Annotated in this window: 36 protein-coding genes and 2 tRNA genes; 22 read left to right on the plus strand and 16 right to left on the minus strand. The window is 32.3% G+C overall.

Annotated features, from left to right (window positions below; translation table 11 throughout):
• Positions 1 to 7 precede the first annotated feature (7 nt).
• Genes ACX12B_RS01815 through ACX12B_RS01840 form a run of 6 tightly spaced genes read left to right on the plus strand, consistent with a single transcriptional unit; the run spans position 8 to position 4,353 of the window.
• Positions 8 to 772, plus strand: coding sequence for a 4-phosphopantoate--beta-alanine ligase (locus ACX12B_RS01815; protein WP_459352352.1), 765 nt, complete (start codon positions 8 to 10; stop codon positions 770 to 772).
• Positions 765 to 1,604, plus strand: coding sequence for a 3-methyl-2-oxobutanoate hydroxymethyltransferase (panB, locus tag ACX12B_RS01820; protein ID WP_459352353.1), 840 nt, complete (start codon positions 765 to 767; stop codon positions 1,602 to 1,604). Before ACX12B_RS01815 ends, panB begins: the two co-directional genes overlap by 8 nt.
• Complete coding sequence (gene coaBC / locus ACX12B_RS01825; protein WP_459352496.1) at positions 1,594 to 2,838, plus strand: bifunctional phosphopantothenoylcysteine decarboxylase/phosphopantothenate--cysteine ligase CoaBC; 1,245 nt, start codon at positions 1,594 to 1,596, stop codon at positions 2,836 to 2,838. The genes panB and coaBC overlap by 11 nt, the downstream gene beginning before the upstream one ends.
• On the plus strand, positions 2,835 to 3,008 hold the full coding sequence (locus ACX12B_RS01830) for a hypothetical protein (RefSeq protein WP_459352354.1): 174 nt from the start codon (positions 2,835 to 2,837) through the stop codon (positions 3,006 to 3,008). Before coaBC ends, ACX12B_RS01830 begins: the two co-directional genes overlap by 4 nt.
• Before the next feature lie 2 nt (positions 3,009 to 3,010).
• Positions 3,011 to 3,853 carry a methyltransferase domain-containing protein gene (locus tag ACX12B_RS01835; RefSeq protein ID WP_459352355.1) on the plus strand — a complete coding sequence of 281 codons (843 nt, stop codon included), beginning with the start codon at positions 3,011 to 3,013 and terminating at the stop codon, positions 3,851 to 3,853.
• A gap of 17 nt (positions 3,854 to 3,870) precedes the next feature.
• The gene (locus tag ACX12B_RS01840; RefSeq protein WP_459352356.1) at positions 3,871 to 4,353 is read left to right on the plus strand and encodes a hypothetical protein; all 483 of its coding nucleotides are present in this window, start codon (positions 3,871 to 3,873) and stop codon (positions 4,351 to 4,353) included.
• A 2-nt stretch (positions 4,354 to 4,355) separates the two neighbouring features.
• Here ACX12B_RS01840 and ACX12B_RS01845 read toward each other — a convergent pair whose 3' ends face one another.
• Positions 4,356 to 5,420, minus strand: a complete 1,065-nt coding sequence (locus tag ACX12B_RS01845; RefSeq protein ID WP_459352357.1) for a M24 family metallopeptidase — start codon at positions 5,418 to 5,420, stop codon at positions 4,356 to 4,358.
• Between the two features lie 72 nt (positions 5,421 to 5,492).
• Between ACX12B_RS01845 and ACX12B_RS01850 the strand changes: the two genes are divergently transcribed.
• The gene (locus tag ACX12B_RS01850; protein ID WP_459352358.1) at positions 5,493 to 6,506 is read left to right on the plus strand and encodes a tRNA (5-methylaminomethyl-2-thiouridylate)-methyltransferase; all 1,014 of its coding nucleotides are present in this window, start codon (positions 5,493 to 5,495) and stop codon (positions 6,504 to 6,506) included.
• A 73-nt stretch (positions 6,507 to 6,579) separates the two neighbouring features.
• Positions 6,580 to 6,858, plus strand: a complete 279-nt coding sequence (gene sepF / locus ACX12B_RS01855) for a cell division protein SepF (RefSeq protein WP_141977190.1) — start codon at positions 6,580 to 6,582, stop codon at positions 6,856 to 6,858.
• On the opposite strand, the gene ACX12B_RS01860 is transcribed toward sepF, so the two are convergent.
• Together ACX12B_RS01860 and psmB are read right to left on the minus strand one after the other, a co-directional pair.
• The gene (locus tag ACX12B_RS01860) at positions 6,850 to 8,790 is read right to left on the minus strand and encodes a beta-CASP ribonuclease aCPSF1 (protein ID WP_459352359.1); all 1,941 of its coding nucleotides are present in this window, start codon (positions 8,788 to 8,790) and stop codon (positions 6,850 to 6,852) included. The genes sepF and ACX12B_RS01860 overlap by 9 nt on opposite strands.
• A 7-nt stretch (positions 8,791 to 8,797) precedes the next feature.
• Positions 8,798 to 9,430 (minus strand): archaeal proteasome endopeptidase complex subunit beta, encoded by a 633-nt coding sequence (gene psmB, locus ACX12B_RS01865; RefSeq protein ID WP_459352360.1) that lies wholly within the window; start codon positions 9,428 to 9,430, stop codon positions 8,798 to 8,800.
• 77 nt (positions 9,431 to 9,507) lie between these two features.
• Between psmB and ACX12B_RS01870 the strand changes: the two genes are divergently transcribed.
• Positions 9,508 to 10,572 (plus strand): NAD(P)-dependent glycerol-1-phosphate dehydrogenase, encoded by a 1,065-nt coding sequence (locus tag ACX12B_RS01870; protein ID WP_459352361.1) that lies wholly within the window; start codon positions 9,508 to 9,510, stop codon positions 10,570 to 10,572.
• 1 nt (position 10,573) lies between these two features.
• On the opposite strand, the gene ACX12B_RS01875 is transcribed toward ACX12B_RS01870, so the two are convergent.
• From ACX12B_RS01875 to ACX12B_RS01885, 3 genes are read right to left on the minus strand one after another with little or no spacing between them, the layout of a single operon-like run.
• A complete protein-coding gene (locus ACX12B_RS01875; RefSeq protein WP_459352362.1) occupies positions 10,574 to 11,320 on the minus strand; it encodes an FKBP-type peptidyl-prolyl cis-trans isomerase in 747 nt (248 codons plus the stop codon).
• 42 nt (positions 11,321 to 11,362) lie between these two features.
• Entirely contained in the window at positions 11,363 to 12,508 is a 1,146-nt protein-coding gene (locus ACX12B_RS01880) for a pyridoxal-phosphate-dependent aminotransferase family protein (RefSeq protein WP_459352363.1), read from the minus strand.
• A 40-nt stretch (positions 12,509 to 12,548) separates the two neighbouring features.
• Entirely contained in the window at positions 12,549 to 13,043 is a 495-nt protein-coding gene (locus ACX12B_RS01885; protein ID WP_459352364.1) for a nicotinamide-nucleotide adenylyltransferase, read from the minus strand.
• Positions 13,044 to 13,105: 62 nt separating this feature from the next.
• Here ACX12B_RS01885 and rtcA point away from each other — a divergent pair, with 62 nt between their 5' ends.
• Positions 13,106 to 14,128 carry an RNA 3'-terminal phosphate cyclase gene (gene rtcA / locus ACX12B_RS01890; RefSeq protein ID WP_459352365.1) on the plus strand — a complete coding sequence of 341 codons (1,023 nt, stop codon included), beginning with the start codon at positions 13,106 to 13,108 and terminating at the stop codon, positions 14,126 to 14,128.
• Here rtcA and ACX12B_RS01895 read toward each other — a convergent pair.
• On the minus strand, positions 14,108 to 14,605 hold the full coding sequence (locus tag ACX12B_RS01895; RefSeq protein ID WP_459352366.1) for a CopD family protein: 498 nt from the start codon (positions 14,603 to 14,605) through the stop codon (positions 14,108 to 14,110). The genes rtcA and ACX12B_RS01895 overlap by 21 nt on opposite strands.
• A gap of 99 nt (positions 14,606 to 14,704) precedes the next feature.
• Between ACX12B_RS01895 and ACX12B_RS01900 the strand changes: the two genes are divergently transcribed.
• A complete protein-coding gene (locus tag ACX12B_RS01900) occupies positions 14,705 to 15,181 on the plus strand; it encodes a hypothetical protein (RefSeq protein ID WP_459352497.1) in 477 nt (158 codons plus the stop codon).
• Positions 15,182 to 15,189: 8 nt separating this feature from the next.
• On the opposite strand, the gene ACX12B_RS01905 is transcribed toward ACX12B_RS01900, so the two are convergent.
• Positions 15,190 to 15,263: transfer RNA gene (locus ACX12B_RS01905), tRNA-Val, on the minus strand.
• Between the two features lie 82 nt (positions 15,264 to 15,345).
• On the opposite strand from ACX12B_RS01905, the gene bluB reads away from it, so the two are divergent.
• The 3 genes from bluB to ACX12B_RS01920 all read left to right on the plus strand — a co-directional run bounded on the left by bluB (position 15,346) and on the right by ACX12B_RS01920 (position 16,741).
• Complete coding sequence (gene bluB, locus ACX12B_RS01910; protein WP_459352367.1) at positions 15,346 to 16,056, plus strand: 5,6-dimethylbenzimidazole synthase; 711 nt, start codon at positions 15,346 to 15,348, stop codon at positions 16,054 to 16,056.
• 24 nt (positions 16,057 to 16,080) lie between these two features.
• Positions 16,081 to 16,173, plus strand: a tRNA-Arg gene (locus ACX12B_RS01915).
• 43 nt (positions 16,174 to 16,216) lie between these two features.
• Positions 16,217 to 16,741 carry an NADPH-dependent FMN reductase gene (locus tag ACX12B_RS01920; protein ID WP_459352368.1) on the plus strand — a complete coding sequence of 175 codons (525 nt, stop codon included), beginning with the start codon at positions 16,217 to 16,219 and terminating at the stop codon, positions 16,739 to 16,741.
• Positions 16,742 to 17,116: 375 nt separating this feature from the next.
• Here ACX12B_RS01920 and ACX12B_RS01925 read toward each other — a convergent pair whose 3' ends face one another.
• Together ACX12B_RS01925 and ACX12B_RS01930 are read right to left on the minus strand one after the other, a co-directional pair.
• Complete coding sequence (locus ACX12B_RS01925; protein WP_459352369.1) at positions 17,117 to 17,575, minus strand: hypothetical protein; 459 nt, start codon at positions 17,573 to 17,575, stop codon at positions 17,117 to 17,119.
• 84 nt (positions 17,576 to 17,659) lie between these two features.
• Complete coding sequence (locus ACX12B_RS01930) at positions 17,660 to 17,890, minus strand: hypothetical protein (RefSeq protein ID WP_459352370.1); 231 nt, start codon at positions 17,888 to 17,890, stop codon at positions 17,660 to 17,662.
• A 235-nt stretch (positions 17,891 to 18,125) separates the two neighbouring features.
• Here ACX12B_RS01930 and ACX12B_RS01935 point away from each other — a divergent pair, with 235 nt between their 5' ends.
• Together ACX12B_RS01935 and ACX12B_RS01940 are read left to right on the plus strand one after the other, a co-directional pair.
• Positions 18,126 to 18,602, plus strand: coding sequence for a peptidylprolyl isomerase (locus ACX12B_RS01935; protein WP_459352371.1), 477 nt, complete (start codon positions 18,126 to 18,128; stop codon positions 18,600 to 18,602).
• On the plus strand, positions 18,603 to 19,499 hold the full coding sequence (locus ACX12B_RS01940) for a hypothetical protein (RefSeq protein WP_459352372.1): 897 nt from the start codon (positions 18,603 to 18,605) through the stop codon (positions 19,497 to 19,499). It begins immediately after the preceding gene.
• Here ACX12B_RS01940 and ACX12B_RS01945 read toward each other — a convergent pair.
• On the minus strand, positions 19,486 to 19,641 hold the full coding sequence (locus ACX12B_RS01945; protein WP_185736579.1) for a hypothetical protein: 156 nt from the start codon (positions 19,639 to 19,641) through the stop codon (positions 19,486 to 19,488). The two genes, ACX12B_RS01940 and ACX12B_RS01945, sit on opposite strands and share 14 nt — an antisense overlap.
• 229 nt (positions 19,642 to 19,870) lie before the next feature.
• The gene (locus ACX12B_RS01950) at positions 19,871 to 20,350 is read right to left on the minus strand and encodes a hypothetical protein (RefSeq protein ID WP_459352373.1); all 480 of its coding nucleotides are present in this window, start codon (positions 20,348 to 20,350) and stop codon (positions 19,871 to 19,873) included.
• Positions 20,351 to 20,481: 131 nt separating this feature from the next.
• On the opposite strand from ACX12B_RS01950, the gene ACX12B_RS01955 reads away from it, so the two are divergent.
• The 3 genes from ACX12B_RS01955 to ACX12B_RS01965 are packed head-to-tail and all read left to right on the plus strand — an operon-like array spanning position 20,482 to position 22,224.
• Complete coding sequence (locus tag ACX12B_RS01955; protein WP_459352374.1) at positions 20,482 to 20,931, plus strand: hypothetical protein; 450 nt, start codon at positions 20,482 to 20,484, stop codon at positions 20,929 to 20,931.
• 11 nt (positions 20,932 to 20,942) lie between these two features.
• Positions 20,943 to 21,836, plus strand: a complete 894-nt coding sequence (locus ACX12B_RS01960) for a PfkB family carbohydrate kinase (RefSeq protein WP_459352375.1) — start codon at positions 20,943 to 20,945, stop codon at positions 21,834 to 21,836.
• Positions 21,837 to 21,876: 40 nt separating this feature from the next.
• Positions 21,877 to 22,224, plus strand: a complete 348-nt coding sequence (locus tag ACX12B_RS01965) for a dUTPase (RefSeq protein WP_459352376.1) — start codon at positions 21,877 to 21,879, stop codon at positions 22,222 to 22,224.
• Here the strand turns inward: ACX12B_RS01965 and ACX12B_RS01970 are convergent.
• Together ACX12B_RS01970 and ACX12B_RS01975 are read right to left on the minus strand one after the other, a co-directional pair.
• Positions 22,221 to 22,697 (minus strand): tetrahydromethanopterin S-methyltransferase subunit A, encoded by a 477-nt coding sequence (locus ACX12B_RS01970; RefSeq protein ID WP_459352377.1) that lies wholly within the window; start codon positions 22,695 to 22,697, stop codon positions 22,221 to 22,223. The two genes, ACX12B_RS01965 and ACX12B_RS01970, sit on opposite strands and share 4 nt — an antisense overlap.
• Entirely contained in the window at positions 22,690 to 23,823 is a 1,134-nt protein-coding gene (locus ACX12B_RS01975; RefSeq protein ID WP_459352378.1) for a DegT/DnrJ/EryC1/StrS family aminotransferase, read from the minus strand. The genes ACX12B_RS01970 and ACX12B_RS01975 overlap by 8 nt, the downstream gene beginning before the upstream one ends.
• Positions 23,824 to 23,857: 34 nt before the next feature.
• On the opposite strand from ACX12B_RS01975, the gene ACX12B_RS01980 reads away from it, so the two are divergent.
• Both ACX12B_RS01980 and ACX12B_RS01985 read left to right on the plus strand, forming a co-directional pair.
• Positions 23,858 to 24,430, plus strand: coding sequence for a hypothetical protein (locus ACX12B_RS01980; RefSeq protein WP_459352379.1), 573 nt, complete (start codon positions 23,858 to 23,860; stop codon positions 24,428 to 24,430).
• A 53-nt stretch (positions 24,431 to 24,483) separates the two neighbouring features.
• Complete coding sequence (locus tag ACX12B_RS01985) at positions 24,484 to 24,672, plus strand: C2H2-type zinc finger protein (protein ID WP_459352380.1); 189 nt, start codon at positions 24,484 to 24,486, stop codon at positions 24,670 to 24,672.
• Between the two features lie 8 nt (positions 24,673 to 24,680).
• Here the strand turns inward: ACX12B_RS01985 and ACX12B_RS01990 are convergent, their stop codons facing one another.
• On the minus strand, positions 24,681 to 24,890 hold the full coding sequence (locus ACX12B_RS01990) for a hypothetical protein (RefSeq protein WP_459352381.1): 210 nt from the start codon (positions 24,888 to 24,890) through the stop codon (positions 24,681 to 24,683).
• Positions 24,891 to 24,984: 94 nt separating this feature from the next.
• Here ACX12B_RS01990 and ACX12B_RS01995 point away from each other — a divergent pair, with 94 nt between their 5' ends.
• Positions 24,985 to 26,031 carry a tyrosine--tRNA ligase gene (locus tag ACX12B_RS01995; protein ID WP_459352382.1) on the plus strand — a complete coding sequence of 349 codons (1,047 nt, stop codon included), beginning with the start codon at positions 24,985 to 24,987 and terminating at the stop codon, positions 26,029 to 26,031.
• Here ACX12B_RS01995 and cobJ read toward each other — a convergent pair.
• Positions 26,025 to 26,822 (minus strand): precorrin-3B C(17)-methyltransferase, encoded by a 798-nt coding sequence (gene cobJ / locus ACX12B_RS02000; RefSeq protein ID WP_459352383.1) that lies wholly within the window; start codon positions 26,820 to 26,822, stop codon positions 26,025 to 26,027. The genes ACX12B_RS01995 and cobJ overlap by 7 nt on opposite strands.
• Positions 26,823 to 26,854: the final 32 nt, after the last annotated feature.

Here is a 26,854-nt window from a genome sequence, read left to right on the forward strand (position 1 = left end):
AAGTTACATGCCATTAATTCCAAAGTCACATCCAAGAGCAAAGTCACTTTTAATTCGTGAAAAACTTGTTAGTGGTTTTGACAAAGGGTTAGTAGCAAAAGAAGGACTTTTGGCTCAAGGAAGAGGAGAAGCATTTGACTATTTACTTGGTGAAAAGACAAATCAGGCTGCAAAACGGGCCATAAAGGCAGCAGCAGCACAATTACTCCAGGCTCAAAGACCAGTTATCTCAGTTAATGGGAATGTCGCAGCCTTGTGTCCAAAGGAGATTATCAAATTATCAAAGCAAATCAAAGCTAAACTCGAGGTAAATCTATTCTACACAAATGAAAAGAGAAAGCAAGCAATTATCAAAACTCTCAAAAAAAATGGCGCTAAAGAAATCTTAGGTACAAATTCTGCAAATTCTAGAAGATTAACAGGAATTGATTCTGCACGAAGGATAGTAGATAAAGATGGAATTTTTGCAGCTGATGTGGTAGTTGTGCCTCTAGAAGATGGAGATAGAACCATGGCGTTAAGGAATGCAGGAAAAACCGTGATTACATTTGATCTAAATCCACTTTCACGAACTTCACAAACTGCTAACATTACAATTGTAGATAATGTAACACGAGCAATAGAGTTACTAATTTCTGAATCTAAAAAATTAACAAAGAGAAATGAAACAAGCCTTCAAAAAATAATTTCAGACTTTGATAACAAAAAAAATCTATCAGAAAATGTGATTCAAATAAAAAATAATCTTACAAGGAGGGCAAGAGTTGCATAAATCAGTCCAAGATATCATAAACATGAAAAAAGAGAAAAAGAAAATCTCTGTAATTACAGGTTATGACTATACATTAGCATCATTATGTGACAAGGCTGGAATTGATGTAATGTTAGTTGGAGATAGTGCAGGAATGGTGATGCTTGGTTATGATAATACAATTCCTGTAACAATGGATCATATGTGTATGTTTACTGAAGCAGTTAGTAGAGCACGAAATAATGCATTGCTTGTTGCAGATTTACCATTTATGTCATATCAAGCAAGTATAGAAGATGCAATTAACAATTCAGGTAGACTAGTTAAAGCAGGAGCTGATGCTGTTAAACTAGAAGGCGGTTTAATCATGGCTGAGACAATTAGTGCAATTGTTGATATTGGAATTCCTGTAATGGGACATATTGGATTACAACCTCAAACAACAATGCTTTCACAAGGTTACAAAGTACAAGGAAGAACAAAAGATTCTGCAATGAAATTAATCCAGGATGCAAAAGAACTTGAAGAAGCTGGAGTGTTCAGTATAGCTTTAGAGATGGTAAGCCATGAAGTTGCACAAATAATTTCTGAAACTGTTAGTATTCCTACAATTGGAATTGGTTCAGGAGTAAATTGTGATGGACAGGTACTAGTGGTTCAAGATTTGCTTGGAATGTATGATAAGATAAAACCAAAATTTGCAAAAAGATACATGAATCTCTCAGAAGATATTGTAAAATCCCTTGAGGATTACAAAAATGATGTAGAATCAAGTACATTTCCTGCTGAAGAAAATTGGTTTTCAATGGATCCTGAAGAATTAAAGAAATTACGTGAGCAAATTGGCAGCTAAAAAGAGAATAAATGATCATCCATCATTAGATATTGTTTCTTCACATGGGGTAGAGTTAACGGGGAAAAAAATTGTATTGTGTGTAGCTGGGAGTGTTGCAGCATACAAAGCAATAGAGCTTGCAAGGTTGCTTATGAGACATGGTGCAGATGTAACATGTGTAGCAAGTGGAGCAGTAACAAAGCTAATTCAGCCTGATTATTTCAAATGGGCTACAGGTAATGATGTAATTACAAAACTTACTGGAAAACTTGAACACATAAAATTGGCTGATTACAATCAATCAGATTTAGTGATTGTGTATCCTGCAACTGCAAACACATTAGGAAAACTAGCAAATGGAATTGACGATACTCCAATTTCAACAGTTTTGACTGTGGGATTTGGCTCAAAAATTCCAATTCTCATGTGTTTGGCAATGCATGAATCAATGTATGATAATTCAGCGGTTAAAAAGAACATTGAATTTCTAAAAAACAAGATTCAGTTTCTTTCTCCACAAATGATTGAAGGAAAAGCAAAAGCGCCAGAACCTGAAGACGTTTTAGAATTTGTACTAAAGAAATTTGGTTTCTCATCTACATTACAAAATAAAAAAGTGTTAATGACTGCAGGGCCAACAATTGAATACATTGATCCAATCAGAGTAATAACAAATCTTAGTTCAGGAAAAACAGGAGTATTGTTAGCTTCAGAATTAATTTCAGCTGGAGCTAAAGTCACTTTGATTTACGGTCCAGGAAAAGAAGAACCCCCAAGAGGTGCCAGAATAATCAATGTTACAACAAACAAAGAAATGTTTGATGCAACAAAAAAAGAACTAGAGAAAAAATATGATATTGTGATTATGGCAGCAGCTGCATCAGATTATACTCCTGAAAATACATCAAAATCCAAGATAAAGAGTAACAAAAAATCACTCACAATTAGACTCAAAAAAGCACCAAAAATCATAGATCAGGTAAAAAAATCTCAAAAAAACATAATCTTAGTTGGATTCAAGGCTGAAACAAATCTATCAAAATCTGCTCTAATCAAATCAGCTAAAACAAAATTAAAAGAATCAAATGCTGATTTAATTATTGCAAATGATATTGGAACAAAATATCAAAAAAATCCAAATAATAATCAAATCATAATTGTTGATAACAAAAACACTACAGCATCAGGATGGAAGAAAAAAGAAAAGATTGTAAAAATAATTAGAAAAGAGATTGAAAAGAAAATAAAATGAAAAATTCAGAATTAAGAAAACTAGTATCACAATACAAAGAAATTACAAATAAACAAAAAAAGAAACATGCGGATAGCTTCAAACTAGTTGAAAAACTAAAAGAAATAGAACATAGATATTTTCATGAAACAGGAAGAACATTAAAATCAGATCTAAAAGAGTTTAAATAAAATTGAAAGTAAAACCATTTGATTATAAAAAACGAAATATGTCAGTTTGGAATGAAGTTGCACCAAGATATCATAAAAGATGGGCAACAGCTAAAAAAGGTCCATTCCAAAGCACAAAAAAGCTAATTGAATTAATTGGTGTTAAAAAAGGAGATCATGTTCTTGATGTTGCAAGCGGAACAGGTGTTGTTACAAAATTATTAAATCAAAAGGTGGGAAGATCAGGGTTTGTAGTAGGTGCAGATACAGCAACTGCAGCAATTAAAGTTGCAAAAAAATGGAATAAAAAATCTTCAAACCTATTATTTGTAAATGCAGATGCTGAAAACTTTTCATTCAAAGAAAAATTTGACATCATAACATGTCAATATGCATTGTTTTTCTTTCCAAATGCTCAAAAGGCACTAAAAAATATGAAAAATAGCCTCAAAGAATCAGGTAAATTAGGAATATCTGTTCATGGACATCCTGATAGAGTGCCATATTTTGATAGTATTTTTGAGGCCGTAACTCAATTTATCCCAAATTATGTTCCACCTGGAACTCCAGATTTTGATAGATTCGGAACAAAAAAATCACTCAAAGATGAAATAAAAAAAGCTGGTTTTAGAAAAATCACAGTAAAAGATTACAATTTTCCGTATAGCCCAGGTACCTTTGATCAATATTGGAGTAATTATCTCAAATATGTAGCAAAACCAATCAAAGAAAAATTAGATACACTTGAAAGATCTCAAAGAAAAGAGCTCAAAGAAATGGTAAAAGAAAATACAAAGCCCTACACAAAAAGGAATGGAATAATTCAATTTCCTTGGGAAGTTTTAATTTTAACAGCAAAACACTAGAAAATTAGAAGACAAAAATGGCTAAAGACAAGAAAAAGAAGGAAGAAGATAAACCAAAGAAAACAGGTTTAAAGGCATTTCTTAAAAAAAGAGCACCATTTTATCTTGCAGCCATTGCATTAATTGTGATTTCAGCTCAAAGTGTTTTATCAGAAAAAAATTTTGAGAATAGTCTACCAGAATTATCAGGAGAAGAAAAAATGGCAGTAGATTTTTTGTTAAACTATAATGCAGGTGTAGAATCCAAACTAACTGTAAAAGAAGTGATAAAAAATCAAATAGATGAAGAGTATCCAGATGAGAAAATTTATGGACACAAGAAAACTGTTCTAGACCTATCAGTTACAAATGTAAATTCAGATGAATACAATATAATTTTGAATTTCAAATCATACAAGGGTGAGATGAATTTTGATTGGAATGTTAATGTAGAGTCTCAAGAAATAACATCAAACAATTCTGAATCAAAGCACATAATTGATGTAGTAACCTTTTCTTAGGCTCAAATTGTAACTAGATCTTTAGTAAATTTGTGCATTACAACTGGTTTTTTCTTAACAATTAAGGAATCTTCAATTCGAATTCCAAATTTATTTTCAATATAGATTCCAGGTTCTACTGTAATTGCCATATTTTCTTCAAGTTTTGTATCACTTCTGTATGAAACTGTTGGGAGTTCATGTACTTCTAATCCAATTCCATGACCAGTTGAATGGATAAAGTATTGACCATAATTTCTTTCATCAATGTATTTTCTACATGCAGCATCTACATCTTTACAATGTGCATTTGGTCTTACAGCTTTTAGTCCAAGTTTTTGAGACTCTTTAACAATTTCATATGCTTCTTTTGCTTGTGATGAGATATTTCCAATTGCAAATGTTCTTGTTGCATCAGAGACATATCCCTTGTATCTTAATGTGAGATCAGTTACAACAAGATCACCTTTTTTGAATTTTCTATTTGTTACTTGAGCATGCGGTAAGGCACCATTTGGACCACCAGCAATAATTAACGGATTAAGAGTTGATTTGTATCCAGTATCAAACATTTGTTGTTCCATTGCATAAGTCATCAAAGTTGTTTGTAATTCTGACTCTTTTTGCCCTACTTTGATCTTTTTTGAGCAGATTTCAAACATTTCATCAATGATTTTAGATGCTTTTTTGAGAATTTTGATCTCATTTTCATCTTTGATTATACGAGAATTGTAAAATGGTTCTGTAGAGGATTTTATTTTTGGAATAGATTTTTTCAAAGATGTCATAATAGAGTAATTTTGACAATCAGTGCAAACACGATTTTTTTTGATTTTCTTTACAAGTGAAGATACAAGACCAGTTCCTCGTTCTGCTGTAATTACATCACAATCTTCAGATTCATCTTTGGCTCTTCCGACCTCAAGTTCTGGAGCAATAATGGTAGTTTTTCCATTTTTTTCTAACAAACCAATAGCTTCGCCCCAAAATCCAGTCATGTAAAAGAGATTTTCAGGCTCAAAAGTAACCAAGGTGTCACAACCGATCTTTTGGGCATGTTTTAGTAGATTTTTTCTACGCTGCTTCACACACAAAAAACACTTGTTTCTCAATTTATGTATGATGCAAAGTTTGTATATGGAAATTCAGCCTAGATCGCTGTGACTGAAGAAAAAGAAAAGAAGAAAGTTGTTGCATTATTGTCTGGGGGTCTAGACAGTCAGCTTGCTGTCAGAATGATGCAAGAGCAGGGATTTGATGTATCTGCAGTTGCAATAAAGACTCCATTTTGTGATTTTGATTGTGGTAGAGGTTGTGGATTTGAAATTAGAGAAAGAGCAGACGATCTTAATGTAAATTTGAAGACAGTGTATCTTGGTGATGAATATATCGAGATGTTAAAGAAACCAAAACATGGAATTGGTGCAGGATTTAATCCATGTATTGATTGCAGAGCCATGATGTTTGATGCTGCAAAAAAACACATGGAAGAAATTGGTGCTGAATTTATTGTGTCAGGGGAGGTATTAGGTCAACGTCCTATGAGTCAACATGGACCTGCATTAAGAACTATTGAAAAAGAATCAGATCTTGTAGGAAAAATTGTAAGACCATTATCTGCTGCATTATTACCAGAAACAATTCCTGAAAAAGAAGGATTGATCAAAAGAGAAAATCTTGGAATGATAAGAGGACGAACAAGAAGAAATCAATTAGAGATGGCAAAACAATATGGAATTGAAAATCCTCCTAATGCCGGTGGAGGATGTCTATTAACTGAACCACAATTTGGAATTAAAGCTAAAGATCTTTTCAAACATGTTGAAACTCCAACAATTAATGATATTGATTTGTTAAAAATTGGAAGACATTTCAGATTAGATGAAGAAACAAAATTTGTTGTTGGTAGAAATAAAGATGAAAATGAAATGATCAAAGCAATTGCATTACCAAATGATATTTTACTTGAAGCAAAAGATCATGTTGGACCAACATCAATTCTAAGAGGTAAAAATGCAAAAGATCATACAAAATTTGCAGCATCTGTAACTCTAAGATATTCAGATGCACCAAAAAATCAAGCAGAAGTTGTTTTAGTAAAAAATGGAGATGTTAGTGAAGAAATTAGTGCTAAAAGTATAGAAGAAGAAAATTACATTAAATTCAGAATTTAGGCGTAAATTTTTTAAAAAATTAGTTAAAACTAAGGAAGAGTTTTTGAGGGAGTAGATCGCATTTTCATTTAGAATGCAAAAACAAGAAAATACGACATTTCTAAAGGCCATAACCATTAGAGATATCAGCGATGTACATTCAATTCAAGAAGATATCAAAAAAGATATGATTTTGATTCTTAGAGTAACACCGCTAGCACAAAAAGATGTGGAACAGCTTCGAAAAGTTGTTGAAGAATTGTATTCTATTGCAAAAAGTGCTGGTGCAGATATTGCAAGGTTGGGTGAGGAGAGAATTATTGTTGCTCCATCCAACATAAAGATCTGGAAACCAGAATATGATCTAAAATAATTTTATTGCTTCTTGAATTTGAGGATAATGAGCAGGAACTCTGTGCATTCGTCTAATGTTCATGGCAAGATTTTCTGATTTCTTTCTTTCACCGTGATTAACCAGAACTCTTCGCAGTTTTGGTCTAAGTCTTTGTACAAAGGACATTAGTTGATTATAATCACTGTGTCCACTAAATCCATCTAGTTTTTCTACACCACAATTGATCGTAACAACTTCAACTTTACCTTCTTTTCCCAACATTGTTGCCTGTTTTGATCCGTCAAGAACTCTTCTTCCTAGAGTTCCATTTACTTGGTAGGATACAAAGAGAACTTTGTTCTTTTTGTCAGGAGCAATATTTTTGAAATATTCTAAAACAGGTCCACCTTCCAACATTCCAGATGTTGCTAAAATTATACAAGGAGAATCTTCCCTCATAGGTTCTTCTCTAGCATCTGCGTGCTCAATGTTTGTGAAATATTCAGAATCAAATGGATTATCGTCAGTTTCTAGAATTTTTTGCTTTAGCTCACGTGCAAGATATTCAGGATATGATTCATGTATTGCTGAGGCTTCTGAAATCATTCCCTCAGTAAATACTGGAGCCTCAATCATTTCACCAGATTTCATATAATGATCAATTACCATCATAATTTCTTGTGCACGACCAACAGCTGGAATAGGAATTAGAACTTTACCGCCATCTGCAAGAGTGTTATTTACGGCATTGATGAAAGCAGATTCAACTTCTTGTCTACTAGGTTGAATGTCTTCTTTAAGACCATACGTACTTTCTATGAGTAATGTTTCTACTCTAGGGAAATTCCAACTAGCGGCTTCAAACAAAATACTTTTTCCAAATTTAATATCACCAGAGTAAACAAAGTTGTGATCACCATTTCCGATATGAAAGTGGCATAATGCAGAACCTAGAATATGACCTGCATTGGCAAGAACTAGTTTAATGTCAGGAGAAATATCAGTTACAGTTCCATATGGTAAAGTAATTGTTTGTCTCATGATTTGTTTTACATCACGTTCAGAATAGATTGGAGTTCTTCCTTGAGCTGCTGCAACTTTGATTGCATCTAATTGAATTAGATTCATCATAGGTAATGTTGGCTCAGTACAGTAGATTGGTCCTTTGTATCCATATTTACACAATGTAGGTAAGAATCCAGTATGATCCAAATGTGCATGGCCAATAACTATAGCATCAAGATCATCTAGTGTGATATTCAAAGAGTCTAATCTAGGAAATGCATCCATTGGAGAACGTGCTCCAGGATTTATTCCGCAATCAATGAGTATCTTACTTTCAGGTGTAGATAATAATAATGAAGAACGTCCAACTTGACCAAATCCACCAAGAGTATAAAGTGAAACTTCTGTTCTTTGAGTTAGTCTAGGTCTGAAAATTTCATCGCCAACTTGTTTTAGTTGTTTACTTCTCTCAGCAGAAGCTTGTTTGAGAGTTGCGTTAATTGTTTGAATGGTACGAGATGGAATGGTTGTAGCCTTTCTTACACGTATTTTCCAGCCTGTTTTCTCAGTTACTTCAGCATGATTGAATTCTTTTGCATTTCTTTGTAATAACCAAGGTCGTTTTGCTTCAATTGAGACTTCACCAGTTGCAGTATCAAATAGAGTGTTCTGTAGTTTAGCATCATCTGGAACTAAACTTGCAATAATTTTTCTAGCATCATCTTCAGGTTTTCTAATTGATTCATCAGTTCTAACAACAATTCGTTTTTTGATTACACTTACAAGATTTGAAATTGTTTCGTTATGTTCCATCAAATAACGAGGAGCATTTGTATAAAGTGCAATACGCGGTCCTTCATATTCAATTTTTGTAACATTAGCTTCTTTAGGTATACTTTGCAGTATGGTGGCCATTATATTCTGGCTGCTAGGAGGTAATTCTTTTTGTTGTTGTTTTCTTTGCATTAAATCACTAAAGTTCAATGACTGCTTTCTTTTGTTCTTCAGTCAAAAGACGGAATCCATCTTTATCCATTATTGCGATGTTAATTCCATCGCCGGTACCAATGTTTCTAACAATTGCTGCTTTTACAGCTCTTAGAGCAATTTTTTTTGCTTCTTCAACTGTAAGATCTTCTCTATATTCTTCTTCAAGTAAACCATAAGCTACTGGTGAACCACTACCAGTTGTAACATATGATTTCTTTTCAACTGAACCAAACATATCGATGTTAAACAATGCAGGACCTTCTGTATCATATCCACCAACCAAAATATCAGCCATGAATGGGTAGCCTCTGTTTTGATGGAAAATCAATGAGCAAAGTCTTGCAAGTGAATGAATGGATATTGGTCCATGTTTTTCAACTCTATGAAGATTAGAATGATAACGTAAAATATCAACAATGTTTTGTGCATCAGCAACACCACCTGCTAGAGTTAATCCAGCATGATCATCTATTTTTTGGATTTTCATTGTGTTATTGTTTGCAATGAAATATCCAGCACTTGCCCTCATATCGGCACATAAAACTACACCATCCTTTGCCTTGATACCTACAGTGGTAGTCCCGTGCAGAATTTTTTCTTCGACATTATTTGACAAAAAATACACCTATTAAGATAAAGTAAATGGCATTTCACCCTTTTAAATAACTTTTTGATCTCTGGAAATCATAAATAATGACAAAAAATCAAGATCGCATGAAATCACATACAATGGAATTACCCAGGCAGATTGTTGTAGGTGAAAAAAACATAAATGAATTTGGTGAATTTTTGCACAATTTAACAAAACCAAAAAAAATTTCCCTAATTTCAGGAATTCATGTTAAAAAAGTTCTTAGACAAAGAATTGAAAAATCATTAAAAAGTAAAAAAATCAAGTTTGTATGGCATACATCAAAAGATAATCAAATTAACACTCTAAATAGAATTCAAAAAGAAGTAAAAAAAGATCATAGTGATATTATTGCAGGTATTGGTGGTGGGCGATCTGTTGATACTGCAAAATTAATTTCTTTTAATTTAGACATTCCATTTGTTAGCGTACCAACTGCAGCATCTCATGATGGTGTATCAAGTCCATTTGTTTCAGTTAAAAGTGATAAACCACATTCTATTGTTGCATCTGCACCATTAGGAGTGTTTGTGGACATAGATATTATCAAAAAAGCACCATCAAGATTGCTTGCTAGCGGTTGTGGGGATCTGATAGCAAATATCATTGCAGTCAAAGATTGGCAATTAGGCCATCAAAAAACTGGAGAGTATTATGGAACTTACTCAGCAGAATTAGCTATGATGAGTGCCATGATGGTACTAGATAATTCAAGTAGATATGCAAAAAATGGATTAGATGCAAGAGTGATCATTGAGGCTTTGATTAGTGCAGGAGTTGCGTCATGTATTGCAGGAAGTAGCAGACCATGTTCTGGTGCAGAGCATCTTTTTTCACATGCATTAGACAAAATTGCACCAAATAAGGGACTACATGGAGAAAAATGTGGAATAGGATCTATCATGATTGCAAAACTCCAAGGACAGGATTGGAAAAAAATTGTTAAAACATTGAAAAATGTTGGTGCACCAACAACTGCAAAACAAATTGGTTTAACTGAAGATCAAATAGTTGATGCTTTAGTTATTGCACAAGACTTGAGGCCTGAAAGATATACAATTCTAAAAGAGATAGAGATGACAGAAAGAAAGGCAAAAAGTCTTGCTAAGAGTACTAAAGTAATTTAATTTAAGCAGCCTTTTGTTCAGGTGCTTTTTCTTTTGTTTCGGTTTTCTTTTCTTGAGTTTGTTTGTTGACATGAGTCTCAACAAAGTTTACTTTTTCTAAAGTAGGAACAAATTTGAAAATATCTAATTGAATAAAGTGTTTCATAATTTGTAAACCATCAGCACGTAGAATCTCTTCAGGAATAGTAATGCTTACTTCTTTATCTTTCAAGTCAAATGAAATTTTTGAGTCTTCTACTGGGAGTCTGTTTTTTAGAATTCCATCAACTTTGTCGTTTGGAGAATCAAGAGATTTGATAACATTTACATCAAAAAGAATTGTTTTTCCTGCGTATCTATGATTATAATCAATTTGAACTCTTCCTGAACCAATAAAACGAATTATTCCACGTTTATTATCAACTTCAATTGTATCACCAACTGAAACTTTCTCGGCATCTTCACCTAGTTTTCTAATTGGAATCATCCTGACTTTACCAGTATCTCTTTCACCAAATCCTTTGTCAGGTGTAACTTCAACTGTAAGTTTGTCACCAACAGCTGTTTTTGCAAGAGCCTCATCAAGTCCTTTTAGAACAGGATATGAAACTTCACCAATTGAAACCAGTTTTGGTTGATACTTGACATTTTGTTCATGAATAGAATATTTTTTTGCATCTTCTTCAAGAGTCGTGTCAAATACTTCTTCACTATCTTTGACCTTAGCTGTATAATCAACTAAAACTAGTGAACCTTTATCGAAAGTCAATGTGATCGGTCTCGAATTTCCTTATATTAAGTTAACACGGTTTTAGAGAGACTTTAGTTTTTCTTCAGCAGTTTTTAGTCCTGCTTGAGCATCCACTTCATATCCCATCATTGCTAATGTTGATGAGATTGCAGAAATTGTTCTCATTACATGATATGGACTAACTTCACCCATACATCCAACTCTAAACACTTTACCTTTGAGATTTCCAAATCCTCCTGCAACAAGAACTTTGAATTTGTTTGCAAGTGTATTTCTAAATGTCTTATCTTCAAGACCGTCAAGATAGTTTAATGCAACAATAGAGATAGAACGATCTTCTTCTTTTGCAAATGGAGATAATCCCATAGCACTAAGTCCAGAGTATAATGCATCTGAACATACTTTGTGTCTATTGAATACGTTTTGTAATCCTTCTTCAAGTAGGATTGCTAATGCTTCTCTGTATGCATAAAGTAGAGGTAGTGCAGGTGTGAAAGGAGTGTGCTTTTCCTCATCATAATATTTGAAGTATCTTGCTAAATTGAAATACATTGTAGAGGGAGGATTTTCTTGCATGTATTTTTTAGCTTTAGGACTAACTGAGATTGGAGAAATTCCTGGAGGTGCTGCAATTGCTTTTTGTGCTCCAGTCATACATACATCAATGTTCCATTTATCAACTGGAAGTTGTGCACCACCTAAGAGAGATACAGAGTCTACTACATAGAATGCATCATTTCTAGAGGTTAAATCAGATATCCTATCAAGATAATTGACCATAGTTCCTGTGGAGGTTTCATTATGAACAACATAGAATGCTTTGACATCTTTGTTATTGTCAAATGCTTCTTTTACTTGATCAAAAGTTGCGTTTTCTCCAGGAGGAGTTTCAAGTTTTACTACATTTGCTCCTTGGCCTTCAATTAATTGAGATAATCTATTACTAAATTCACCATTTACTGGAATGATTACTTTATCGCCTTTCTTAACTAAATTTACAACTCCTGCTTCAACAGCACCTGTTCCAGATGCAGACAATGCTACAATATCATTTTTAGTTTCAAAGACTTGTTGGGTTTTGTCAACGACATCTGTGTATAATTCAACAAAATCATCACTTCTGTGATTAATGATTGGTGCCAACATAGCTCTCATTACACGATTAGGTACATTTGTTGGTCCTGGAAGCATTGAAAGATATTCCATGTGTATCTACCAGTCAGTACTATACGGGGTTTATTTATAATTAGAGATTTTTCAGACGTTCTTTGGCATTATTATTTATCAAAAAATTTTCTGTACCTTTGGGTACCAATACATTCCAGTTCTGATCGCTAATTATCAAATCTCTAACATTTGTTCCAGATAATTCGTTTCTTTTCAAAAAAGGAATTGGAGCAACTTGAATATCTCGTTTTGAATACAAATGATTAGTCAGTTCATCATTTGAGAAGACAATATCAAATTCAGGAACTATTGTATCTATTTTTTCAATCCATTTTATGTGATTATCTAAATCTGGGATAAAATAGATTGAAATTTTTTCTTTCATGGAATCATCTATGGAGGATAGAATCATTTCTTTACGTTCTTCAGCTGAAAAAGGATTATTCTTTTCTGGAGATTTGTTAGAACTACCCAAGCCTACCCATAATTTATCAACTTTTGATAAAGCAAATCGTAGTGCCTCAAGATGACCTAAATGAAAAGGTTGGAATCTTCCTATTAACAAACCATTCATACAAAATGATAGATAATTTCTTTTTAAAAAACTATCATAAAGAGTCCTACGAAGAAAAAATTATGAAATTTCTTAAAATCAATGGTGCATTTGGCGAAGGAGGAGGACAAATAATTCGCTCTGCAATTACTCTTTCATGTATTACAAAACAACCAATACATATTGAAAATATCAGAAAGAATAGAAAGGTTCCAGGATTAAAGCCGCAACATCTAACTGCAATTAAAATTTTAAAAAAAATTTCAGATTCAAAAGTTATTGGAGATGAAATAGGTTCTACAGAATTAAAGTTCATTCCAGGAGAAATTAAAAGTTCAAAATTATTTGAAGATGTAGGAACTGCAGGAAGTATTTCATTAATTTTACAAATTTTAATTCCAATAGTATCAATTTCACAAAATAAACTTGAACTTTCCATCAAGGGAGGTACAGACGTACAGTGGAGTCCTACAATGTATTACACTCAACATGTTTTAAAAGAAGCATATTCAAGAATGGGAATCAAATTTTCATTTGAGTTAAAAAAAAGAGGGTATTATCCAAAGGGGAATGGAGAAATAAATTTAGAAATTAATCCATCAAATGTTAAAGCTGTTTCATTATCAAAAAGAAAAACAAATCAAGCCAAAATTCTATGTACATTTTCAAAAATATCAGATGAAAAAATTGAAAATGAAATTAAGAGAATAAATGAAAAATTAACCAATGAAAATTTTGTTGTTGAAGTAGAAATCAAAGAGCAAGAAGCATTAGATTCAGGTGCATCTTTACTAGTTTACAGTATTGATGAGAATTCAATTATTGGGATAGATGTATTATTTGATAAAAAGAAACAGAGTTTTGATATGAATCTTGATGGGTTTTTGGAAAATCTATCAGTAGACGAAAATCTGGCAGATATGCTTGTAGTTCCAGCAAGTCTTGCTAAAGGTAAAACTACATTCCAAGTAAAAAAAATTACAAAACATTTGGAAACTAACTTGTTTGTAACATCAAAAATTACAGGTTGCAAATACGGGATAGGGAAATTGCCTAATGGTTTTGAAGTAATTATTGAGGGAATATCATACCCCAGCATCAAGTAACGCTGCAAAAAACAATATTGCTATGGATAAAACCACAGTAACTTCTCCAAGAATAATGATTTTTTTTCTTAATATTTGAATTTGGTCTTCAGGCATTTGGTTTGACATTATTTTATCTTCAACATCTTTTCTAATTACTCTAACATGTATAATGTATGTAATAATTAATGCAATTACAAGAAGTATTTTGATTATAAGAAAAGTTCCATAACTTGTTGCCACAAGAAGGTCTGGTTTGCTTAGCAACACATATGAACTATACAATCCTGTTGCCATTAAAATAATCAGGGAAGGAACAGCTACTTTGTTAAATCGTCTTCCAACACGAATCATTATTTTCATTCTTTCTTCAATAGAATTTGTCATAGTTTTGAGAAGTGGAGAAAAAACTATTCCAATGAATAATGAACCACCAACCCATATTGCAGCTGCAACAAGATGAATCCAAGTTAAAATTGCTTGTTCTAATGCTGCCATGATTAATCATATTTTGAATGAAATATTATGTATTTGGATCCTGACAACCTTTTTTAGTTGTACGTAATGTGATACATTGAAATGGCACTTCAGAGCAAAATGACAGTTTATGTTGCAATAGCAGGAGTTCTTGCTTTAATGGGAGGAATTGTTTTCTATGCAAGTTTAGATAATGCTCAGTTAGAACAAGCAGAAATTGAATTGTTTAGTGTTGAATTGATAGATGTAGATAACGTGAATAATCAAGCAAAGTTTAACGTTACATTTCTTATAAAAAATCCAAGTGACAAAGCATTTACAGTTGGAGTTATTGATTATCAACTTTTTACTAATGGAATTGAATTAGGTTCAGGGCAATATTCTGCAATGGATGTTGCATTACCAGGTAGAGCAGTATTTTCTTCAGGTGATCAGATACCCTTGAAGAGCATATTTGTTCTAACAAAATCTGAGACAAATCCAGAAATTTACGAAGATATGATAAATGAAAGAATCAATAGTTTTTCTGCTGAAGGAATGCTCACCACTCAGACTTCATGGAGTACTATTGACAAAGAATTCAGTACTGGTTTTTAATTAAAAAGTGGGCCGAGAGAGATTCGAACTCACGATCACCGCCGTGTCGAGGCGGTATCCTAACCAGCTAGACTACCGGCCCATTGAAATACAAAACTAAATGGTGGCATTATTAACGTTTAACAAAAGAAAGGATGAATAAAAAGAAGAAAGGCGTGAATTAGTTGAAAGATAATTTTACTGAAGAAGAAAAAAGAGGATTCTACAAGGCAATTTATTCGAGAAGGGATGTGAGATCTCATTTTACATCAAAGCCTATAGAAGACGAAATTCTCTCAAAAATTCTTCATGCAGCACATCATGCACCATCTGTAGGATTTTCCCAACCATGGAATTTTATTTTGATAAAAGATATTGAAACAAAAAAGAAAATCAAAGCATCATTTGAGGAAGAAAAGAATCGTTCATCACAATTAGTAGAGGAGCCAAAAAGATCCAAATATCTCTCATTCAAACTAGAAGGGATTTTAGAATCTCCAGTTAATTTGTGTGTAACATATGACCCATCAAAATTTGGTCCATTTGTAATTGGAAGATCCAGTATTCCAGAAGCAGGATTGTATAGTGTATGTTGTGCAATTCAGAATTTGTGGTTATCAGCAAGAACAGAAGGAATTGGTCTGGGATGGGTAAGTATTCTATCAAATGAAACACTAAAAGAAAATTTAGATTTACCAGAACATGTTGTTCCTGTAGCGTATTTGTGTTTAGGATATGTAGATGATTTTGCAGAAAAACCAGATCTTGAAACTGCAGGTTGGTTACCAAGACTTGAACTAAAAGACGTTGTGTATTTTGAAAAATGGAATAATCAAGAAAATGAAAATTGGAAAAGTATTCAAGAAATGATCAGGAAAAATCTTGACTACGCTTAAATAATTAAGAATGTTTTTTTTGCTGGGCTTGTGGCGCAGAGTCAATTTGACGCGAAACATGGATAGCGTGGTAGCCTCCTAAGTTACAGGTCGAGGGATCGAAGCCCTCCAAGCCCGTTTTGTTTTAGAAATTTAAATAGAAACACAATTGGTTGAATATATGAAAGTCGTAGTAATTTCTGGCAGCCCAAGAAAAAATGCCAATACACAGATCTTAATGAAATATGTTTACGAATATACTAAATCAAAAAATCATGATACAAAATTTATCAATTTATCAGATGGTGAAGTTGAATGTTATAGAGGGCCTGATGAGGAATACAATCAGGCAACAAAGAATGCTGCACAAGAAATCACAGATGCAGATGTGTGGCTTATAGGCTCACCAATTTACAATTCATTTTTTAGTTCTGCACTGAAAAATTTGTTTGAATATATTAATTACAAAGAGACGGCTGGAAAAGTTGCCGGAGTGACAATTTTGGCTGCAGGAAATATAGGATTTATTGATGTTCAGACATTGATTACTCAATTATTATCATATTTTAGAGTAATCACAAACCCAAAGGCTGTTTTTCTAACTACAGAATCAATAACTGAAAATAATGTTTCAGAAGATGGGCAGACTAGACTAAAAGAAATGGTTGATGAAACTTTGGAGATGGCAAAAAAACTAAAAAGTTGAACTGATTTATTTTCTAAGAATACACTACATACAAAATAAAAAATAATTTTTTAAAAAAATCTTAATTATACATGAATTCCAAAATCATAGAATTTGTTTTAGGAAACTTTATGATTGTTTGTTAGTTTTCAAAATTAGTAATAAACATATTTTTAGAAACTAATTTTAAAGATAGATGATTTCTATTATGAATTCGTAAATAATGCTATAAAAGTCAAATACTAACAAGATATAGAATATGTATAATTGAGTAACAAAAAAGATCCTACAGAATTATGTTCATGTAAATGTCATTATGGAGGTGCTGAAAGTTGTCCAGGTTGTAAGAGCAATCACGGAATTGTATGTTCTCATTGTAAGGAATGAGTTACGAGTTTATTTTTTCTTAGATGCCAACATTTTCAAATTAGCTAATTCAGTTTTTAATGATTCAATCTGAACTAGAGTTTGAAGATTAGATATTTCTTGATTTAGTCTTTCTATTTCACTATCTTTGAGTTTTACAGTTTCTTTTAGATTGTTTAATTCAGAAGATAATTCAGTTTGAATTTGTTTAATTTCTGAAATACTAATTTGTGTACCAGTAGTTGTAGCTTGAATTGTTTGCACATTAGAAGTTTTTTTTTCGCTGTGGAGTGCATGGTTATGCATGTAATCTGTACTTTTTTGTGAAATCCAGCAAGTAAATGTAAGGAACCAAGTAATTGGAACTGCCATAATGAATATGAAGTTCAATAGAGGTGCAAAGTCTAGAAACCATGGCCAAAGTCCGGTTAATACTGCTGCAAAAACACCAGTTGAGATTGTTGCCAAATGGTTTCCCAAGTATCCCATAAATGATTTGAAAAATTCATTGTTTATAATAGTAATGGTAAAATTCAGAAAATAATAATAATTAAAAAGAAAAAAGAGTCGAATTTACTCGTCTTCTTCAGTAGCAACAGTTGCTTTAGGCATATCAGATTGTAGAATTTGGATTTTTTGTAATAATTCAGTTCTTAGATCCCTTGCAACTCTTCTGACAGTTGGTCTTGGAACACCAAGTTCATCAACCACTTTTGTATAGATGTCTTGTTTGTCAGTTACCCCTTTGTCAAGATAAGAATTAATTGCTTCTTTAATGATCGTACTCTGGTTTGTGCGATTCAACGAATTCTAAATTTTAATTGTTCTATATAAGACTATAACTTTTGAAATTACAAAATTTTAATTTATAAGAAATTCATACTTTTTACTAAAAAAAATCTAAGTCTTCAAAAATTTTATCTATCAACGAAAAACGTACAGAGTATTATAGATTTTTCAAAATAGGTATACAATCTATAAGAATTATCAAATGGATTTTCGCAAAAGACTCTTATGATAATAGTGTAGAGTGCATTTGATGACTACAGCAAATATTGAAACAAATTTTGGAAAGATTTCATTTAAACTTCTACCAGATTTGGCTCCTGAAACAGTAAGAAATTTTGAAAAGTTAGCTAAAGATGGATTTTATGATGGAACTCTTTTCCATAGAGTAATTCCAGGATTTATGATTCAAGGCGGAGACCCCAATACAAAAACAGATAACAAAAGTTCATGGGGTATGGGCGGGCCAGGATATAACGTAAAAGCAGAATTTAGCTCTAGATCACATTTACGTGGAATCGTTTCAATGGCTAGAGCACAAGATCCAGACAGTGCAGGCTCACAATTCTTTATAGTAACAGCAGATAGTACTTTTCTAGACAGACAATATACCGTATTTGGAGAGGTTACAGAGGGTATGGATGTAGCAGATAAAATTGTAAATCTTGAAAGAGATGGAAATGACTGTCCTTTAGAAAAAGCACAGATGACTCGTGTAATTGTGGAATAAATGAATTTAAAAATTTTTGCAATTTTAGTTATTATTTCTCTTGTAACTGTTATTCCAACATCTTATGCACAAGTTACAATTGCAGAAAAAGCCAATCAGAAATTAGTTGAAGTCAGAATAGATTTAGAAGGAAATGTTCATGTGATACATGTTATTAGTAATACAAATGCACCCCGACAAGTTGATTTGATTCCTGGAACAGTTTCAAATATTTCAGTTACAGGTGAAGAAGGCGATAAAAGACAATTTTCAGTAATTGGTGATGATAATGCAGTATTAATAATGCCATCCAATGAAGACTCAATTTTACAATATGAACTTGATAATGTTATTTCTGAAATAGATGGTATATGGACATGGAATTTTTTGTATCTAGATACAACAAATTTCATTTTACCTGAAGAAGTTGATTTATTATTTGCAAATGAACGTCCAGTTTTTCTAGATGAACAAAAAGGAATTTCGTGTCATGGATGCCAAATGCTTTTAGAATATTCCATAAATGAATCAAGAACTTATGAAAATGTAAAGTGGGAAGAAAAAGAGTTTGTTGTAGAAATAAGGAATCAAAAAGGTATTGACAAATTTAATTTTGATCAGCCATCAAAAAGCATTACATTTGAAATTATAGGAGAAAATAGATTTGTCACAACCATAATTCCTTTAGAACTATTATGGGAACCTTATACAGTATTTCTTGATGATGAAAAAATTCCAGTTCAACAATACATCAATAATGGAACACATGTTTGGCTTAATATCAAACCAGATACATCTGGACAAGTTAACATTATTGGAACAACTGTAGTGCCTGAGTTTTCAATAATGGCACCACTAATCATAGGGTTTTTTGTAATTCTTGCCTTACCTTTTATGAAAAAATTTAATCTCCACTAGAACCACACGAACAAAAGCCATATTCATCAATTCTAACATCACAAACAGGGCATTTTTCACCATAATCTACTTCCCAAGGTTCTTTTCCAAATAATCTGAAATGATCATCAATCTCAATTGGAATTTCTCGTTTCTTTTCCAATAATTTGTATAGGTGCTGCAACTATACATACATTATCAGAGAAAAATAATGAAAATTGAATGCGGATGTCATTGTATTAAATGCAAGAGTACCAATTTAGAATCCAACAGAATTGGTGAGGTAGAAAAAGATGGGTATTTTGACATGCATCATACATGCAATGATTGTAATACACATTTTGATCACTTAGATGGAGAAATCTTTTCTAATTGTAAAAAATGTAATTTTCCTAGTTAGTTACTAGAGCTTCTTCAACAAAGTAATGAGTTCTATTCTCACTAGAGTTTTTCAAAATTTGTTTGTTTAATGCCATTTTTGCTAATGCTTTTGATACATCTAAAGGACTTGCTGCCCAACCATATTCACGTAATTGTTCAACAGTTTCTGTAACTGTTCTAGGTGAATCAAAGAATCTACTAGTTTCCAAAATGCGTAATTTTGATTTTATCGCGTTTGGAGCAATATGTGTAGGTTCATTAAATTCGGGTTCAAATATTTCTGCATCCTCAAGTGATTCTAATCCAGATTGAATAGAGGTTTCAGCTGATGTGATAACAGGTTCAGTTTCATAAACAACTTTTGCATGGTTTTCTGGTAAATGACTTGACATACTTTCAATAATTTCGCCTAATGTTTGATTATCAACATAGAAATCTCTAGAATCAACCTCAATTTCATTCTCTCCTAACTTGAGTTTTATTCTAGCCATCAACAAATAATCATGGAATTTTGATTTATTTTGTTAGCTCTAAGGAGCTTAAAGAGTAGATCAAATCTTTTACACAATTTATTGGGATTTTTTCCCTTTTAGGTTAAAATGCAATTTTCTCAAAATTAATCATGAATTCATCAAAGAAGGCAGGATTAGTTGTTCTCTTCATTCTAGGAATGAGTATTTTTGGGTATTCACAATATGCTTCAGCATCACAAATAGGAATAAGCATGACTCAGAGTGAATTATTAAGCGAGAATGATAAAGGAGCAGAATACAATATTGAATTACAGTTTGAAAACCCATCCTTACTAATACTGACTTCAGGCACAACTGAGTTTTTTATTATTGCAGATGATCAAATGGTAGGCAAAGGTCAGTTAGAGCCATTTACAATACAGCCTCTAGATAGTAGTTATGTGAAAGGAACTTTTCATACAGATTCAGATGATAAGGATGCACAATCAGTAAAAATTACAGGCACAACAAAATATGATGCATTTTTCACATCAATTGAAATTCCATTTGTGTACTATCCAACAGAAGAACAAGCAAGAGAATTTATACATCAAAATTAATTTCTTCACAAATGCTTACTGTTTTTGGTTCTACTGCATTAGATACAATTAGAACTCCAAAAAAAACACTAAAGAATGTTTTAGGAGGTGCTGCAACTTTTGCAGCAATTTCTGCAAGTAATTTTGTTGACACAGGATTAATTGCAGTTGTAGGAAAAGATTTTCCAAAACAACACCACAAGACTCTGTCTAAATATCTGGATTTAGAAGGATTGTCTATCAAAAATGGAAAAACATTTCGTTATGATGGAAAATATGATAATACGTTAAGCACTAGATCAACACTAAAGACAGAACTAAATGTTCTAGCAGATTTTAAACCGACAGTACCTGACGCATATAGAAAATCTCAATTTGTGTATCTTGCAAACAATGATCCTGAACAAAATACTGCACTAATCAAAGAATTTGATAAAGTAAAATTTTCTATGTGTGATACGATTGATTTTTGGATTTCTACTAAAAGAGATGCCGTAATAAAGATGATAAAATCTGTAGATGCAGTTGTGATTAATGATGAAGAAGCTAAACTTCTCACAAAAGAGTTCAACTTGATAAAATGTGCAAAAAAAATGATGCAATGGGGTGCAAAGTATGTAATTATTAAAAAAGGTGAACATGGCTCACTCATGTTTTATGATGACGTAATATTTCCAACAGCTGGCTTTTCATTAGAAGATGTGGTGGATCCTACAGGTGCAGGAGACTCTTTTGCAGGAGCTATGATAGGTTATCTAGCAAGTAAGAATTCAACTAGCCTTTCTGAGATCAAAAAAGCAGTAGTTTATGGGAATGTTTTAGGTTCATTTGCAGTTGAGAGATATGGATTGGATGGTTTGTTGAAGATCAAAAATGGAGACATTACAAAAAGAGTCAAGATATATGAAAAAATGATTAGATTCTAAAAAAGACTTAAGTTCAATAATTTCTCAAATTAATTTATCATTGTCACAAGAAGTAACTGAAGACAGACTAGATACTATTTTCCAACTTCAAAAAGGATTATCAGAGATGATGAAGCCAGATAGATACCCAAAAGATTCTGAAGGTAGAGTATCTGCATTATGTACTGCAATTATGCATGAAGCAGTAGAATTGCAAAGAACTACCAACTGGAAATGGTGGAAAACACCTACAAAGTTCAACGAAGCTGAAGCAAGAGAAGAATTAATCGATATTTGGCATTTTGTAGTTCAAGCATCACTTGAATTAGATCTTACACCAGACGATATTGTAGCAGAATACAAAAAGAAAAATGAGATCAATAGAGAAAGACAAAGAAGCGGTTATTAAGAAATTTTAATTTTTTTAGAAATTATTTCAAGATTTGTTTCATCAATTAAATCAACTATGACAATATTTTTTTGAAAATATTCTATCATATCTTTAGATACTGTAAGGTATGGATCCGGACTGGTTGAATTAATTATTCTAAAATTTTCATCAACTCCATTCTTGTGTAATTGTAATAATGAATGTCCAGATTTATGACCCCAAACTTCTTTTCCACAAAGAATTATTTTTTTTATGTTCTTGTTTTCGTAGACATATTGTATCATACTATCAATTCCCTTATTCTCTGAGAACAATCTACCAATAATCGCAACTTTAGACAACATTCCTGAATCTTTCAAATCATCAAGTAATGATATGCTTGAAAGTGTGCATATAGCAATTTGTGAATTTGGGTTACCAGAGTAAAATTCCTGTTTTATAGGCAGAACAACCTTACATATTTCTCCAATAATGTTTCCAAGGCTATTCATGTACTAAATCACGCACAGTTTTTGCGATATATTCAATATTTTTGGCAGATACATTTGGGTGGACAGGCAAGGACAAGACATGTTTTGATGCCCAATCAGTATTTGTTAATTTTGATTTTATTTTGTAGATAGGAATTTTGTGAACAGGTGTTGGATAGTAAGCTGCGGCACCTATTCCTTTTGAATTTAATTTCTTTAAAATTGAATCCCTGTTTTTTGTTGTAATGGTGTATAATGACCAATTGAATTTTTCATTTTTTCTTTCAAAAGGAATTTGTATTTTTGTGTCAGATAGTAAATCAGACAATAATTTTGCATTACGTCTCCTTGATTGAATAAACTTTGGTAATTTTTTAATTTGAATTTTAGCTATTGCAGCATTAATTTCAGGTAGTCTTAGATTTAATCCAAATATTTTAGAATCATATCCTTTAATCATTCCGTGATTTCTAATCATCTGTAATTTTTCATAAAGTTTTTTGTTGTTAGTAACTATCACACCACCTTCTCCAGAAGTTATCACTTTTCCCGGATAGAGACTATAACATCCAAGTTCAAAAAATGTTCCAGTTTGTTTTCCTTTAAAAGATGAGCCAAGAGATTGTGCAGCGTCTTCAATTACTGAAAGATTATGTTTTTTTGAAATTTCTCTAATTCTATCAAGTGATGATATATGACCATACAAGTGTACAGGCATTATTGCTTTAGTTTTTCTAGTAATTTTTTTTGTAATTGATTCAGGATCAATTGTGAAATTTTCTTTTAAAATATCAGCAAAAACAGGTTTTGCACCAGTAGATGCAATAGCATTTGCACTAGCAACAAACGTAAAAGAAGGAACAATAACTTCGTCCCCTTTTTTTATATCAAGTGCATATAGTGCTGCTTGCAATGCTGCAGTACCAGAATTTACTGAAACAGCATATTTAGTTTTAACAAAAGTTCTGACTAATTTTTCAAATTCCTGTACATTCTTTCCACCATCCTTGGATGCTGAAGTAAGTCCTCCTGATTTTACTACTGAGACTACTGCTGAAAGTTCTTCTTTGCCTAAGATAGGCGTGTTAATTGGAATTTTCACAAATTTTGTCCTTAGTACTACTGTATAAAGACAATCACTACGCATGAATTTTATATTTCAAAATTTGGCAATCGGCATAATGAAACCACGTCATCTAGAAAAGACAGACAAAGGGTACAAAGTTTTTCTGTATGTTTTCTATGTTTGCGGATTTATCATGGCATCGTCACTAATCTTTGGAGTATATGTTACAATGATTGAATGGATGGAAAATGGTACATATGTAATGGGAGAAGCCATACATAATACAACTATTCCATTTGAAAATTTTGCAAGAGTATCAACGTGGATATTTTTTTCTACAATAATTGGATGGTATTGTGTATCTAGAATAGGTTGGAGAAGAACTGCAGGAGATAAAATTGTTGGAACGCGGATGGCATTATTACAATTAATGTTGTTAGGATTTTCTATTATCACTTTGTTTGAAGTAATGTACAACTTTTCAATATTAACTGCTCAAATTTCTGCAGGAATTATTGATGGAGTACTACCAGATATAGACAAATTATCCATTGCATATCCGGATCCAGATCGGCCATGGAATACAATTTTTGCGATCAAAATGTTTCTAGCCGCATTCATCATTAGCACTCACGCATTTTATCTTAGTACAAAGCCCAGAAAACCATTAGATGAACCAGAAGTTTAGGTTTATGAAAATTTTCTATTAAGACTTTTGTTCTAGGATAATCATATAATATCATGGGATTATTTGGTGGAAATAAAAATGAATTAAAATGTAAAAAATGTGGAACTATACTTTCAGATTCAGAGAGATTAAAAAAACATCAAGAAATAGCCCACAACAAGAAAAAAGAAAAATGTAGAGTTTGTGGAACAGAATTTAATACTCAAGAAGATTTGAGAAAACACAAAAAAAATTGTAAATAGATTTTTGATTATTCAGAGAGGCCTGATTCATTCTTTGTAGGTCGTTTAAGGGCTTTTTCTATGGATTCTAGATTTTTTATTTCATTTTTTGAATTCATAGTCAAAGTTTTGATCATTTCTGTGCCTAATTGAACAGATTGTTCAGGTAATGTCTCTAAAAATTTTTCAAGACCTTTTTTGTAATTATCAATTAATTCCAATCCTTCTTCAAGAGTCATAATAGTAAATGAGACATCTTCTATTCAAAGGTTCTAATTTTTCAAAAATTCTTTGAATAACTTTATACGTTTACTACTCAAAAGTTGATTTGATTTGGACATAACTGAAAAAGTTGATTTAATTGAAAAACCACCAACTGAAGAAGTTGTTACACGTGATGAATTAATTGAATTATTTAAAACAAATTCATCTCCAAAGCATTACATCGGATTAGAGATTTCTGGTTTTTTACATCTTGGTAGTCTAATCAGTACCGGATTCAAAATTAATGATTTTACAAAAGCTGGTGTAAAGTGTACAGTGTTTCTTGCAGATTGGCACACACTAATTAATGATAAATTAGGAGGAGACTGGGAAACAATTTCCAAAGTTTCAAAATATTATCAAGATGCATTCAAGTTAGTTTGTCCTGATGCTGAAATTGTATTAGGTTCAAAACTTTATGAAGAAAAAACAGAATATTGGTCAGAGCTTGTAAGATTCACAAAACACATGTCGTTAGCTAGAACAATGAGGACTTTAACAATTATGGGACGTTCTGAAAATGAGGAGAAGATAGATGTTGCAAAATTACTTTATCCAGCAATGCAAGCAGTTGACATTCATTCTTTGGGGGTAGATATTGCACATGCTGGAATGGATCAAAGAAAAATCCACATGCTAGTCAGAGAAATATTTCCTAAAATGAAATGGAAAGTACCAGTAGCTGTTCATCACAAATTATTACCAGGGTTATCCAAGCCTGCAGACACTAGTGATTCACAAGTTTTAGGAAAAATGAGCAAATCTGATCCGAATTCAGGTGTTTTTATTCATAACACAGATGAGGAAATTAAGAAAAAGATGAACAAAGCCTGGTGCGAAGAGGCAAACATAGAAAATAATCCGTTGTTAGAAATTGCAAAGACAGTGGTTTTTCATGAATTTAATGAAATAAACATAGAAAGACCTGAAAAATTTGGAGGTAATGTATCATACCATAACTATAATCAACTTGAAACAGATTTTGCTGAAAAGAAACTGCATCCAGGAGATTTGAAACAAACAGTTGGAAATTATTTGGTAAAAATAATATCCCCTATTAGAGATAAGATTAATCTAACTGAAGAATTACATGAAGCAATTAAGAAGAGTTACTGAACTTTAAGATCTGGATTAGTCTGTTCTTCTAGATTGTATTTTGATTTGTATCCTCTTGGATTTATCATTAAATCTTTGTAAGAATATGTAGATGAATTTCCTACTATTACAGTACTAGTCATTCCCAATTGATCTGAATGATTTGGTAAATTTTCTAAATCAGTCATTACAATTGTTTCAGATTCTCTATATGCGCCAACAATAATTGCAACAGGTGTTGTAGGTTTTCTGTATTTTAATAGAATTTTTCTTGTATCTTGTAACTGATGAACTCTTTTCTTACTGGCAGGATTGTAAATTACTAATACAAAATCTCCTTTTGCAGCAGACTCTACTCTATTTTCAATGACTTCCCATGGAACTAACAAATCACTCATACTTACTACTGCAAAATCAGACATTAATGGTGAGCCAACAATAGATGCACAAGAATTTAGTGCAGAGACGCCTGGAACTATCTCTACTTGAAGTCCATCTTTTGGATCCCAACCACTTTCAGCTAGAGTTTCATAGATTAGTCCAGCCATTCCATAAATTCCAGGATCTCCACTAGATACAAGAGATACAACTTTTCCTGACTTTGCAAGATCAATGCACTGATGAGCTCTTTCAACTTCTTGAGTCATTGCATAACGATGAACTGTTTTTCCTTCAAGAAGATCTGAAACTAAATTCACATATGTTTCATAACCAATAATAATATCACTTTGACCAATGACTTCCTTTGCTCTAAATGTCATATGATCATTGTGTCCAGGACCAACACCAACAATGTTCAATTTTCCAGTCAATTTTACAACAAATTACCTTCGAAGTAATTTAT

Source organism: Nitrosopumilus sp. S6 (genome assembly GCF_054515815.1).